16 protein-coding genes and 1 pseudogene are annotated in these 13,267 nt (G+C 40.8%); all 17 read right to left on the minus strand.

All coding sequences use genetic code 11. The annotated features are described in order from the left end of the window. Positions 1 to 26: 26 nt before the first annotated feature. The 17 genes and pseudogenes from L6472_RS08340 to L6472_RS08420 all read right to left on the minus strand — a co-directional run bounded on the left by L6472_RS08340 (position 27) and on the right by L6472_RS08420 (position 12,788). Positions 27 to 551: a zinc-ribbon domain-containing protein gene (locus L6472_RS08340; protein WP_237804091.1), complete on the minus strand. Its 525-nt coding sequence runs from the start codon at positions 549 to 551 to the stop codon at positions 27 to 29. Positions 552 to 553: 2 nt separating this feature from the next. Next, a complete protein-coding gene (locus L6472_RS08345; protein WP_237804093.1) occupies positions 554 to 808 on the minus strand; it encodes a hypothetical protein in 255 nt (84 codons plus the stop codon). Positions 809 to 869: 61 nt separating this feature from the next. Further along, positions 870 to 1,397, minus strand: coding sequence for a zinc ribbon domain-containing protein (locus L6472_RS08350; protein ID WP_237804095.1), 528 nt, complete (start codon positions 1,395 to 1,397; stop codon positions 870 to 872). Further along, the gene (locus L6472_RS08355) at positions 1,336 to 1,749 is read right to left on the minus strand and encodes a M48 family metallopeptidase (RefSeq protein WP_237804097.1); all 414 of its coding nucleotides are present in this window, start codon (positions 1,747 to 1,749) and stop codon (positions 1,336 to 1,338) included. The genes L6472_RS08350 and L6472_RS08355 overlap by 62 nt, the downstream gene beginning before the upstream one ends. 30 nt (positions 1,750 to 1,779) lie before the next feature. Then, positions 1,780 to 2,745 carry an IS4 family transposase gene (locus L6472_RS08360; protein ID WP_237804099.1) on the minus strand — a complete coding sequence of 322 codons (966 nt, stop codon included), beginning with the start codon at positions 2,743 to 2,745 and terminating at the stop codon, positions 1,780 to 1,782. A 37-nt stretch (positions 2,746 to 2,782) separates the two neighbouring features. Next, positions 2,783 to 2,962, minus strand: a pseudogene (locus tag L6472_RS08365) (DUF4372 domain-containing protein); the annotation flags it as partial. A gap of 174 nt (positions 2,963 to 3,136) precedes the next feature. Continuing rightward, entirely contained in the window at positions 3,137 to 4,699 is a 1,563-nt protein-coding gene (locus tag L6472_RS08370; RefSeq protein ID WP_237804101.1) for a TIR domain-containing protein, read from the minus strand. Positions 4,700 to 4,726: 27 nt separating this feature from the next. Next, positions 4,727 to 5,788, minus strand: coding sequence for a hypothetical protein (locus L6472_RS08375; protein ID WP_237804103.1), 1,062 nt, complete (start codon positions 5,786 to 5,788; stop codon positions 4,727 to 4,729). 529 nt (positions 5,789 to 6,317) lie between these two features. Beyond that, the gene (locus L6472_RS08380; RefSeq protein ID WP_237804105.1) at positions 6,318 to 6,941 is read right to left on the minus strand and encodes a DUF2490 domain-containing protein; all 624 of its coding nucleotides are present in this window, start codon (positions 6,939 to 6,941) and stop codon (positions 6,318 to 6,320) included. A gap of 9 nt (positions 6,942 to 6,950) precedes the next feature. Beyond that, on the minus strand, positions 6,951 to 7,232 hold the full coding sequence (locus L6472_RS08385) for a hypothetical protein (protein WP_237804107.1): 282 nt from the start codon (positions 7,230 to 7,232) through the stop codon (positions 6,951 to 6,953). A gap of 19 nt (positions 7,233 to 7,251) precedes the next feature. Then, the gene (locus L6472_RS08390; RefSeq protein ID WP_237804109.1) at positions 7,252 to 8,400 is read right to left on the minus strand and encodes a hypothetical protein; all 1,149 of its coding nucleotides are present in this window, start codon (positions 8,398 to 8,400) and stop codon (positions 7,252 to 7,254) included. After that, positions 8,397 to 9,539: a mechanosensitive ion channel domain-containing protein gene (locus tag L6472_RS08395; protein ID WP_237804111.1), complete on the minus strand. Its 1,143-nt coding sequence runs from the start codon at positions 9,537 to 9,539 to the stop codon at positions 8,397 to 8,399. Before L6472_RS08395 ends, L6472_RS08390 begins: the two co-directional genes overlap by 4 nt. 3 nt (positions 9,540 to 9,542) lie before the next feature. Then, a complete protein-coding gene (locus L6472_RS08400) occupies positions 9,543 to 9,980 on the minus strand; it encodes a hypothetical protein (RefSeq protein WP_237804113.1) in 438 nt (145 codons plus the stop codon). A 30-nt stretch (positions 9,981 to 10,010) separates the two neighbouring features. Continuing rightward, positions 10,011 to 10,352, minus strand: a complete 342-nt coding sequence (locus L6472_RS08405; protein ID WP_237804115.1) for a hypothetical protein — start codon at positions 10,350 to 10,352, stop codon at positions 10,011 to 10,013. A 12-nt stretch (positions 10,353 to 10,364) separates the two neighbouring features. Continuing rightward, positions 10,365 to 11,417 (minus strand): RyR domain-containing protein, encoded by a 1,053-nt coding sequence (locus L6472_RS08410; protein WP_237804117.1) that lies wholly within the window; start codon positions 11,415 to 11,417, stop codon positions 10,365 to 10,367. Between the two features lie 14 nt (positions 11,418 to 11,431). Then, positions 11,432 to 12,094 carry an RNA polymerase sigma factor gene (locus tag L6472_RS08415; protein WP_237804119.1) on the minus strand — a complete coding sequence of 221 codons (663 nt, stop codon included), beginning with the start codon at positions 12,092 to 12,094 and terminating at the stop codon, positions 11,432 to 11,434. A gap of 16 nt (positions 12,095 to 12,110) precedes the next feature. Next, positions 12,111 to 12,788 (minus strand): UpxY family transcription antiterminator, encoded by a 678-nt coding sequence (locus tag L6472_RS08420; RefSeq protein ID WP_237804121.1) that lies wholly within the window; start codon positions 12,786 to 12,788, stop codon positions 12,111 to 12,113. Positions 12,789 to 13,267 lie beyond the last annotated feature (479 nt).

Consider the following 13,267-nt stretch of genomic DNA (forward strand, 5'->3'; position numbering starts at 1 on the left):
CTATGCCCTTGCTATCTTGCAACTGTTTACCCCAACTTCGCTCCACACTCCGGACAGAACTTGGAGGTGCCGTCGGTCTTAGTACCACAGTTGGTGCAGAACTTATGTGTGCCTGTGAAGGGAGACGTGAACGATGATGCAGAAGCAGACGATGAAGTGCCTCCGGCAATGGCTTGCTCTGCAAGTGCCAAGGCACGGTCGTCGAGGGAGGACTGCTCCACCAAGCCCCATATCTGGGTGATGAGTACGGGCCAGAAGAAGAGTATGGAGATGACGGTGGGGATGGCCTGCTGACCATAGATACCCACGTTAGCATCGAAGAGCACGCCGTCAGTCTGAGGGATGAGCGTGACCTTCAGGGCAGAACGCATACCCAGTACGGCCTTGAAAAGGTTGCCTTTGGTGATGCTGATGTCCTTGCCACCACTCATCAGCGTATCGACATTCACCTCAAAGTCGTCGCGCACAAAGTCGTTTTGGATAGCCTCTGCAATGGCATTAATCTGCGAGGGGTGCGCAGCCAACAATTTCTTTTTGCTATATGTTGCCATAATCATCTGATGTTTTGGAGTGAATACTGATGGTAAATGACTGAAAGAACATTGGTCTCTGCAAAGAGTTTCTTTACCAGCAGTTGGTCCTCTTCGCTAAAACGGTTCTCTACTTCATGGAGCAGATCGATGACGCGGTTGGTCTGCTCACGCAACTCGTCACTGGTCACAACCCCGTCTGCCATGATTTTCTGAAATGACGGCTCCTGGGCTATCATCTCATCGATGTTAATAAATCCTTGTTCGTTGAATATCATTGTCGTATAGTTTTAGTTTTAGTTTTATCAAGAATTGGAGAGTTTGAGAATTAGATATACGTCAAAGCTGACATCCGCAGTTGCGGCAGAAACGCCAGCCAGCATCTACAGGACTGCCACATCGTGGACAGGTGCGACCAGAAGGACTATCCACCGTTCCGCCATTCTTTATCATCCGATATTGCTCACTCTCGCCCCACTTCAATATCTCCCGCACACGAACGGCAGAGAACGGATGATCGAGGCCGGCTATCACGGCTAACTGCAGGGTTTTGTTCCACAGCCCGTTGTTCTGTATCTTATCGTATTCGTCAGCCTGCGATGCCCACTCCTTCAGGTCAATCTGCGACGTGATGCTCTTCGGTCCGCCCGACAATCGTGCCATCGTGGTGGCTACCACCTCAGGTGAAGTGACGATACTGGCAGCGCGGTCAGCAGAGAGTTCACTCTTGCGGTACCAATAGAGCAGCGCATACTGAACGGGAGTGGCCAGCGTTCCCAAGATTCCCAGATTAGCCAATCCGCTACTAATCCCATTGCGCCACGGTGTGGTAGAGCACGTGTCGGCACAGGATATGTCCGCACTCATGGGCGAGGATGGCATCCAATTCCTCATCACTCATCATCTCCAGCAATCCAGAGGTGACAACGATATAAATCCGCGTATCACCCATTGTCCATGCATTGGGATTGGGATCCATCTGGAGATAGAACTCCGGCTCAGAAATGCCCAAATGCCTGCAAATAGGTGGCAGATGCTTATATATCTTTGGCAACTGCCGCTCCGACAGCCGTATGGTGGATGCCATATTCACCCCATACTGCAAGTTCTCAATGCCAATGGCCAGTATCTTCTTCACCAATGCTGCAAAGCCAGGGATTCCCTCCATCTGTCGCAGTGCAGCAGCATCTTCAGGAGGTATAAAATCGGATGGTTTCATATTCTCGTTCACTAGTGTCCGGTTAAAATCTCACCAAAACGAAAGTTGTATAGGTGGATCGTCCGAACGGTTATTATTATCATCTTTAGTTACATTGAATATGGAATGGATATCACTTTGCTTGAATAGGAGCGGACCAATAGCATTTGAGATTGCATGAAGCGACTGAGGCAGACGGAATTTCTTCTTTGCAATGATGAGTAGCAGGTAGTCACACACGGCAATCCAAAGCTGTAGATAGACAGCATTCTCAGTAGTCCCATAGAACTTCTTGATATGCAGGTGTTGCTTCACCCATTTGAAGAACAGTTCGACCATCCATCTTTCTCTATACAGTTCTGCAACTGTCAGAGAATCAATGGTTAAGTTGTTCGTAAGAAATCGGTAGACGTTATCTGTTGAGTAGTCCTCGTATACTACCATACGCAATGGCTCAGGATACTCCACCGAGGGATTCTTACCCGTCAGACGGATTATTTGATAGCTGATGAGTCCTGCTGATTTGTCAACCTCATGTTCCTCTGCGACCTCATACACCATGTTATCTTTTGCTCTGGTAACGAAGAATGCTCCCTTGAGATGAAAACACTCATAAAGCTGCTTAAAGAATACATAGCCCTTGTCCATAAGATAGAAGGCACATGCTTCAACAGGTATCATCGGCATAACCTTGGAATCGTGCACCAGTCCGTTTGTCATTATGATATAGGACGGGATGCTTCCTCTCAAATCAATCAAGGTATGCATCTTTACGGCGCCTTCTCCGTGATGAAACTCTGCCCATGGGGATAATTCCAGACATAGCTGGATGGTGGTACTGTCTAAAGCATAGACCCTTTCTTTAAGGCCAAGACGGAAGTAGTCATCGCGATACAGCATCTTCGCTTCCTTTATAAGGGGTTGCGCGAAATCCCTGTATATCATCCAGTTCCTTTTCTCGTTGGCTTCTGCCAATGAGAAAAGGAACAGAGCAAAGACCTGCATGATAGAGATCATTTCCACGGAGCCCAAGTGTCATCTCGATGTCTCTCAGACCTGACCTGTCTGTAAACTGAGCAAAGCTCATGACCTTGAATTGATCAAAGCAGGCTAACGATCTGGTTCGCCAGTCACCCTTGTAGCGATCAACACATTTCTGGAATTCATAACATGAAACCAGAGACATGATCTGTGAAAAGATGGTCTTTTTCGTACTCATTATAGCAATATACATCCACTAGAGGCCGAATTGCTAAGGTACAAAATTTAATCCAAAAATTCAAAGAACGCTATATTTAATTATCAATAAGTTAAACCATATGCTCCGGATCTTAACCAGACAACAGTGATACTTGATTTAAAAACTATAAAATACGAATTTGTAGCCAACTACAATATACAACAGACTCTAATATTTTAAAGATTTCCACAGCAACTCAGGAAAATAGTCTGATGCTGGTGTAAACATGCTTGTCCCCATATTATTTAATGTGTACATACCAGTTTGGAAAGGAATTATATCGCAGATATACTTTCTAATAATAGAAACAAATTTATTTGAATTCCTAAAAGAGTCCATTAGCCCAGGGTAATAATTCTGTAGTTCGGAAATTAGAGTACTCATCATTACTCTATCTTTTTCATAGACATGAAAAGTTATATCAACTTTGTTGATTAGCAGAATGACTTTATCTGAGGAAGAAATGAAAGACTTTCGATATTTATAAATGTTCTTTATATAAGATTCTGAGACCTCCTTTCCCTTCCATTTCGGTTCTATCAACATTATCCATATTTTGGGATTATGTGTGTGTACAATTTGATGAAAATAAGCTGGTATACAATCATTACTATTGAATATATCGCCAGGAACATCTATGCATTGCAGTACTGAGCTATTCCCTCTCCCCACACTAATCATAACGCATTCATTCCAACAATTTCCCCTAGCTTGAATGTTATTTGCAATTAGGTAGTCAAAATAATCACACAAATTGCAATAATATGAATCGTTACAAGGTCTAAAAGACCTATCTGCTGAAACAGTATAACCTTTTTGCATGAGATATTTTGCTAATCTCACAATTGTCATGGTTTTTCCAACTGCTGGCGGTCCAACAAAAATTGCCATTGGAGTGGATTGATCATTAATTGATACGGGAATGTTAACGTTGAAAGAATCACATTCATCTAGATATTGGACACCTTTATTATCATGTTTGTTTTCTAACGGTAGAGCTTTAAGCTCATGCTGAGGAACTGTCTTATCTTTATTATCCTTTATCCTCCACTCTATTTCAACTATTTTTTCTTGCATCGCATCTATTTCCTCATCAATTATCATTGACAGATTTGTCACAACATTAACAACCTTGAACCTATAATCCCCTTTCCTTGGTACTGGCAAGTAATAAGGTTCATCAGACATCCCTTCAAGACTACATACTAATTTCCCCTCTTTGAATACTTGACAATTTTCATTGGAATAGAACTTGAAGACAGATGTTGTTTTGTCAAGAATGTTCGGGTTGGAAAGGAGATAATCCTTCTTAATTAGTTTGTCAAGATATGCCTCAAAGAATGAAAAGTTAAAATCTGGCGCATTTTTTAGACTAAGCTCCTTCAGCCTTTCAGGAAAGAATTCCTGTGAGGGCATCTTGTAACCGCCTATTAAAATGGGGATTATATTCCTTTTCTTCTCCAAAGCAAAAGCTATTTCTTGGCAAAACCAGTCTTTCTCCCATTCGTCATCTTTACAAGCATCAAGAGAGCCTTCCTCCAAGATAACAAACACATCCTTTGCATTCTCTATGTAGGTTAGCAGTTGCACATTGAAATTATCTCTCCCCATTTCTTCCAAATCGAAGAATGTGGAGTAGCCACGAGTCGTCAGCCTGTAATACAGATTGTTCGCCGTAGGTAGGCTCTTTCGCTTATAGCTTATGAATATGTCAAATCTTTCCTGCTGCATACAATAACTTTTAACTACACTTTTTAATTACAGAATATCCATCTTCTTCACAATAATTTCTTCATACACTTTTTGCAGACTATCTGAAAGGTCGTTCTTTATTAGCAAACGGAGATGATCATTATCAGAGTAATCCTGCCAATACTGAGATTCGTCATTTATCCTCTTCCTGGTATTCTCAACATCTTTGTTGTGAGCGTCAGATAATCGAGAGTATACAAAGATGTGTGGACGACGGTACTGTTTAAATGAGTCCATCGCAATATTAAACTCTTCTTGCGTTTTCCCACCAACATTACCATTAAGAACAAAAATGACAATGTCTGAATAGTTTTTTATGAATTCATTATACGTGCACTGATGTCCATCAAAAACAAACTCATGCTCAAAATTTTGAAATGAGTAGCCATACAAATGAATATTTTTGTCCTTCCATTTCGTCTGTAACTGGCTGACAACGTTGCTGTAAATATCCCGCTCAGTCTGTAATGCTTTCGAACCTGCAAAAAAAACATTAATTTGTCGAGAGAACAACTGCTCGCCAATCATGTTAACTTCCTCACCATCGTCATCCATATGCACCTTTACTCCATTCAGGAGTTCCTCTGCCTTCATAAATTCTATCTCTTGAAGATGCAGATAATCTTCTTTACGTTTGCTTAAAGCTATGTCTGAAGGTAAAAACTTTAGCCTTGTACGTTGCTGTTCATAAATCTTTAAGGTACTTGAAGGGAATGAACAAAGTCCCTCTAAAGCGCCATAATACAAAGCATTAGATTCATGTTGGAAGCACTTTAGTCTATTTTCTGCAAAGAGCCAACTTGATGATATTATTGTTTCAGAATTCAAAAGATCAACCAAAAAGTTAAGGTTTTCTATTAACTCTTTCCCCGTAGATTCTGTTACCGCCAATGCTGCCTGAATCTCCTGAGTACTTAATTTGTGCTTATGGAGGATTATTGATTTTAGTCCTGAAGGTTGAAAAGACAAATGAACATTATTATTGTTCATCTGTATGATTTCATTTTTTCGGTACTTTATTTCCTCTATCAGCTTCTTCTCTAGCAGATATGACCTTTCTCCTTTCATAGCTTTTTTAAGACAGAATTTATGCCACGAGATCAGAATATCATTATTCACTCCACACAACTGGTCTATAAAAATAATTGTATTACTATATATGGCACAAACTTCATCGCATACAGTTTCCTCATACTTCCGATACCCTTTAAAAAGCAGAAAAAGTATCGTTAAAATAATACACAAGATTATGAAGACGATCTGATCCATCTTTGGGGCTATTTATTATAGTTTAAGCTTAAACTTTTGTTGTTTCTGATCCAATTAAAAATATGCAATGGCTAAATATGGTTGTTACAAACAACCCTCCATACATTCCCTTTCAACAAGAAGCAAATTGACACTAATGAGGAACAAAGGGACACCTCTTCCAAGCTACAGCCATACTCTATCCATACTATAGGCTGCTTCTTGCTTGCTTCTAGGCTTACTCAAACAGCAGGTTAGAGTATAGCTAAAGCCTACCATCACCGAGGCTACACTATAACTGATGCCTATCAAGTATGATTTCAAGTTCTCCCGTTCCATAATTTTGCGTTTATATTGTGAAGTTCATACCGAATCCTAAAATATACTGCGTTTCCTTCTTAGTGAAGGTAAGCATATAGAAGGTTTCTGCCTGCATATAGTTGGTGACGTCGTAGGCACATGCAGCGTAGTTGCGAGTCCTGCGCCATTCGTTGCCCCAAGTGAATGTTTCAGTAGCCACATAGGGAATAAGTTTTAGGCTAGGGATTTTATATGATACCAATAACCGGGTACGGAGCTCGTCGTCTTGGGTGTGAAGTTCTGGTTTCCAAGTATGGAGATAACGGAATCGCAAAGAAGCAGAAAGCCGTCCCTCTTTGAGTGTTCCTGTTACTTCGGGGACTAAACGATGCCCGTATGTATCAGGCACCTTCAAGTAGTCGTAACTTAAGCCCAACTTCAGCCATGATAATACATTATATCTTACGCCGGGGCGCAAATACCAGCAATCCAACCGTTTATACTGGTAGTTCTCATGCTCGAAATAGAGCATACCCGTCACTTTAGAGTCGCCAAACCTGTGGGCGATTTCCACAAAATGCCAGCCTCCAAAGCTGTTGTCATCTTCCTGCTGGGCATAGCCAGAAGGAGGCGACAACAGCATAATGGCGAGTATCAGAGACTTACCCAGCATAAGCAAGAACTAAACGATAAAATCGCCGTCAAACTCTATCTGCTCGTTGAAATGCTTGCGAACAGCCTGATACACCTCGCTCTCCACGATGAGTTCATGCACCAGCTGCTTCTGTTCATAGGTAAAAGTGTCCTCCATCTTACGGAATATAGACTTGATGTGCTGGTACTGCTGACCTATCTCATCCAATGTTACATACTGATCAGCCATAATACGCTTGTAAGAGGGATGTGACTTGGCAGACTGACTGACGTTTAGTGTACCATCTTCATTAAAAAATACTTGTTTCATAATGTTACTATTTTTATTGTTATTCATTTACTTTAGCTAGAATGTTGGGGATTGCCAACATCAAAAAACTATCATATTTCATATTGTCAGGATCTACACGACGAAGATCCGAGTATGAGCAAAGGTCGATGTGAGTTGGTGACTGCCAATCACTTTTTAAGTCCTTTCTGTATTTCTTCTTCTCTTCTTTATTATATATATTTCCTTCATCGGTAAGTCGTTGCTGATTACTCATAGGTTTAAAACCAAGAATAAGTTTCTCGACAACCCACCTGGCGTGCTCACTTTTGCTCAAGGATAGGAAGTGCTTCTCCCATGCCTGTCTCTCCGTCAATTTTCCATTCTCCCAACAGGGCTTGATAGAGTTATATCTTGTCTTAAAGCAGTCGGCACAAAAGATATTTGACAAGCCTAATAAAACGTCCATTTGGTTGTCTTTGTCATTCCAGGCTTTTTCATCCACAATGTACCCTAACTCCTTTTCCATTTTTGAATATAAGAAAACATCTAAGGCCATCGAATATCGCTCAACACTATGGATGTCCTGATATGGAAGATTTTCAATCACCGTACCAAGACCATAAATCCTATCTGCATATTGCGCCATACTGGTGTCAATACTATAGATTTCATCTTCAAGTTTAGAGTTACAGAAAGAGACAATTTCTGATTCTGTAATGGTCAGTCCAACCTCCTTTTTCTTATCAATCGTAGGCTTCTTTTTGACAACTTCAAATTCGATGTCGATATAAGAATCCTTATGCTTTGTTCCTGTACTTGTTGAGTATTTACAAATGTCCAATAGGTTGCACAAATATTCTTCTGATTTAAGTTCGCCTATTAAAGCCTCGTCCTTTTCGCTGATGATGCTCACTACTGTCCGATTCTTACGGTGTTCTTCATCATAATTAGGGAAATGGGCTGTTAAGGCTATCTGGCGTACGACTGATAGCATTAGCGCAGAGTCACCATCAACAATGACATGAAGATGTTTGTTGTCATTTGGCGAGATACAGATACTCTCGAACTTGTTCAACACAAAAGCCCAAGCACGATACCAGTTCTTTATGATGTTATCATCAAAAGAATCACCAACTTGATAGGGTTCTCCTATTATCGATTTTTTCCTTTTCAAATAATTGAAAGGACGTTCAAGTGGTTTATTCATATTTTTACCTCCTTTCTATAGTCTGCCGGTTCTTTCGTTAAATATATATTGCTGTTGCTGACATCAAAAGCAGACGGACTCTGATAAAGCCTAAGTCCGAACCAATCCAAAGACTTAATGATGTGCTCTATGATTTGCGACTGCTGCCACTCGAACTGCGCCAATGTACTATCAGTAATGAACGCATAGACTTGTAGCGCCATTCCACCATCTTTCTGTTCCATCCAGTTCACTATCAAACGAGGCTGCTGAGAGATGTGCTGATGGTTCATCAGCCAATGATAGATATAGAGTCGGTAAAGTTGAGCATTAAGCATGCCTTTGTGAATTTCCTCTGAAAACAGGTTCATCGAGACGGATTCTCTATTGGTTATATCAGGTGCAACAACTTCTTTCTTTATCTGTTCAATTTCGTCATCAGACAACACACGAAACCATCCCGTATCAAGAATAAAGGTCTGGAGCATACGGCGACCATAGGTCTTTCCATCCTTCATACTTTTCAGATTAATAAAATGCTCGGTTTGCAGGGCATTGATCGGTATTGTGGAAGTGGTAGTATCCCAGTTATAGACAATGACCGATGTCAGGGTTATCTTCTGTACTTCTCCATCAACTCCAAGTTTTTCAACTATCAACCAGTCGTCAATATTCAGTAAATGGTGTAAACGGAGATGGAAAAAGGTTACAACTCCTTTTATCTTGTCTTGGAAAATCCACGTAAGCAATGATCCTATAACACCTAAAGCAGTTGCTATGCTTCCGTTGTTTTCTATTTTAAATATAAAGACAAAACTAATTATCCACAATCCAATAGCGAAAAGAATTGTTACATAGCACCAAGTAATGCTATTACCATCCTTTTTTAAGTTGAATACCTCTAACAGCCTACGGCATACTTTAATAGTTAGCCATACAACTAGGTTTAATATTACGAATTCTGTGAAAGCAAGAAACTTCCCTGAAGGTTGAGAAATATGGGATGTGAGTATAAAGGTGATGCCCCCTGATAGAGGAATAACCAATATAACAAACGCCCAAAAGAACTTTGGCCTCCATATAAATAAAGCTCCTATTATCTGTCGCCAAAGATGCTCTGAAGCGAGGTTTTTCTTGCTAAGTTTCTCGAGGATGCTCATATGCTATTTCTTTTGCTCATCAATCCACTTGATACAATTTCGTAACTCTTCAATATATCTTTCTTTTCTATCTTTTATCTCACTTGGATTAGTTTCCTTTTCTTCAAAGGATTCTTTCTCCTTTGTTGGAATGTCTTTTGGTTTAAGAATATCTAATATAGCACCTTGGTACTCCTTCCTGAGCGAAAACCATTTTTCTTCTTTTTCTTTGGCTCGTTCAGCTTTTTGTTCTTTACGCAACCTGGTATTCTTAATCCAACAGTACGCAAGGAATGAGAGAGCAACAATCAAGACTATAGTAACAATCGCTCCACATATAAATACAGCAATTTTCAAATCATTACAGTTTGTCGAAGCTTCTTGAACACAAGGATGGCAAGAATCAGCAACTTTTACTGAATGAGCAATTATCGTGTCCTTTAGAATTAATATAGTACCCATATCGTTTTTGTTTTAGGTTTACACTTTGCTTTAATAAGGTGCATTAGCTATCCAACTTGGATCATCTGGGTCATCATTGGTGTGAATCTTCTCTTTCCATTCACAGCCACACTTAGAGTTGGGACATTTGTATTTGAACCACTGATTCATATCATGGCCATTCTCTATTGACATAATAGTCGCTTTACCGGCAAAATAGCCTGCAATAGCTCCTATTCCAGCACCGATGGGACCACCAAAAGTAGCGCCAATAAGTGCTCCAGACACTGCCGTTACTCCACCAAAAGCCTTGTCTCCTTTAGTGGCATACCGCTCTGGATCTATCTCTGTGCCACATCGTGGGCATTTCTTGATATACTTGCTGGTGTCCATATTATTAATTCGCTACTTTCTTTTCTTTAATTCCCAACCCAACTTCTTCACAAGTTTAATGGTATTTATCGCCATAAGACGATCATACTCTTTTTCACTTTCAGGGAGCAAATTGTATGGCAGCATATCCGGATGGAGTTTCTTAGCGTCATCTCGTTCTTTACCATACGACCAGCCTTGGTCTTTACGGGTTTTGGCCCAAACCTCATGCGCATTCTCCGCTATAGCCTCTCGAAGTTCTAAAAGCTCCGGTTCTATTTCTACATCGTCAAGATCCAGAGGATGTGGTTCGTAGTTACTCTGATTGCTTAGGATTACAATATAATTGGCAGAATCATCCCACGCGTTTTGGAAAATATCTATCGGATATGTTTTGGATAAAGTGGTATTATCCGAATCAAGCATTGTGATGGTTTTGGCTTCCAAATCAACAGATTGAATAATGACCGCATGATTGGGACTTTTCCCATTCAACAAATCATTCTTTTTGGCTTCTTCAAGAGACTGACTTAATTCCGTATTATCAATTGCGGCAATAACTATTTCTCCTTTTTTTACCGCTCGAATAATGATATCTATTGAGCAACCATACCTTCGGGACACATATAGCCCACGTTTCTCAGACAATAATCCGATGCAATGCAATGGAGTACCCTCTGGCTTAAGCCATTTATTTTCTTCTGCTTCTTTTTCCAACTCTTCATCTGACACATCTATGCCTAAAGCCCGTAATGCATATCCTTCGCATCTTATAGCGCATAAATTATCAACAACATTCTGAGCAGCCTTTGACATTAACGGGAGAATACTGACGGAAGGAGCATTTGTATCAGAATCATCATCTTCAATCTCATCCAATAGTTCATCTAATTCTTCGTCAAAAGAACGGGAAGGAACTTCTCTGTCTTTATCGTCTAACTGTATGTCGAAGTCCTCATCCATCATAATCATCACGGATTCCAACTCCTCAGGATGCTCCGCAAGATACTGACGAACGGCGGTGCGCTCTGAGTCAGAAACATTTCCTTCAGCATATGCTGCCAACAACTCGTTTGTAATATCCATGTTCTGTTCTTTATTTAATTCGACATGATGATTTTTAGTTCTTTCTTGGCACGTTGCACGAGGACGTTGAGGTAGCCCTCATCCGGCACGACAACCTCGTTATCGTTGTTATACTTCACGATGCCGTACTTCTGCCATTTTATCTTGAGCATATCTGCTATCTCCTTGCTCTTATAGCCTTCCAGCCGCTTCAGGATGGCAAACCGCTGGTCTTCGTCCTTCAACTTACCGATGGCTTCCATGAGCATTACCTTGTTCATGCGACGTTCATAGGTTTCTTTGCCTCCGTCAGGCAGTTGCACTGGCGGTTGCTTTGGGTCGTCGTTATCTATAGAAACGTTACGACCTCCGTTTTCTATCAGTTTGGGCAGAACTTCACAAAATTTGCTGTATGCAAGTTTCCTCAGCCAATAGCCAAATGTGCTACGCCATTCGAAGTTGGCAAGAATCCGCCAAGAGCCGTCCTTGCCTTTGATGTGCATGAAAAGTTCATCAACGCAATCATCGAACCATGTGTCGTCTGTCGTAAGGCGACGATACAATTTATGTAAGAGAGGGGTATAGCGGTCGTGCAGCAAATAGACAGCAGCCTCTTCATCATGAGGCTCTGCCAGAATCTTCGCGACAACCTGTTTGTCGGAGAGTTTGCTATAGTCGAGTTTATAATGAAAATCCATATTTTGATGGTTGCTTTTATAGGTCATCAATAATCATAATAAACGCAGATGGAATGTATGCCGTTGAAACAAGGCCAACATTCGTTATTGAAACAATAACGCGTTGCTGACCTGATACACGAGCAACCTTTCCTTCCACTTCTTTGAAGGGACCTTCTATCACCTTCACTATTTCACCGCCTTTGTAATGACATTGTTCTTCATTAACGAACTTCAGATGTTCGTTCTTATTGCAGGTTGCAAAAATGAAGTTCTCCATTTCTTTGCAGGAAACAGTCAATGGTGGATTCTTCTGATCATCGTTCAGTTCAAAATGATTGTAGTAGTAGGTAAGATAGGATAGGGCTGGCGTGTTCTTTATATACTCCTCAGCCTTCTCATCGTTGGTATATACGAAAAAATGGTTCGGGATTAAAGTCTCCAAAACTTTCTTTTGTTTACCATTTACCGACTTGCGGGCGTAACGCTTGGCGATATAGACAAACGTACCGTCTTCTACTATGTAGTTTGATGCCTTATCTTCTCTGCCATATGAAGCACGGAACACGTACCACCTTTTGTCGGGTGTAGGCACATATTTTACCGACACCCCGGTTTGTGTGCTTTTAGCTTCGGGGATGTTCTCAGGAGCAACCCTGACACTTGGAGGTTTAGCCTGGCCTCTTCCAGTTTCCACATTAGACAATGTACTCATATCGGACCTAATTTAAGTGTTTCGGTTCGATGCCTACGCCAAAGCTCGTTTTTGATGATATTTGTAATATTTACCTAAACTTTGTTCATCGGTTAGCGTATTTACATGGCAAATATAATAAAAAAAAGTCAAACAACTGCAAATAACTTCAAGAATCTTTCAGTTATTCGCATTTTTTGCCTAAATCTCGCGCAAAACGCCATCTAAAGGTGCCAAAAAATGGTAATTCTGACGTTCTAAATGTACATATAACGACATTTTTGATTCTTTTACGCACATCGGACTCACTTTGTTCCAATCCTGTTACTATCTCGCTACACTAGCCACACGATAGCCGCATGCTATCTGAATGCCTGACCTCCTTCCTTTCTTTTCCTCATTCCCCTTTCTTATAAGTAGGCTCAAGCAATTGCCATACAGACAGTCTTAGCCGAACATTCCTGTTCACTTTTCCCATTCTTCGGTTGTAACCTATCTAC

This window comes from Prevotella sp. E13-17 (genome assembly GCF_022024035.1).
Taxonomy (GTDB): Bacteria; Bacteroidota; Bacteroidia; order Bacteroidales; family Bacteroidaceae; genus Prevotella.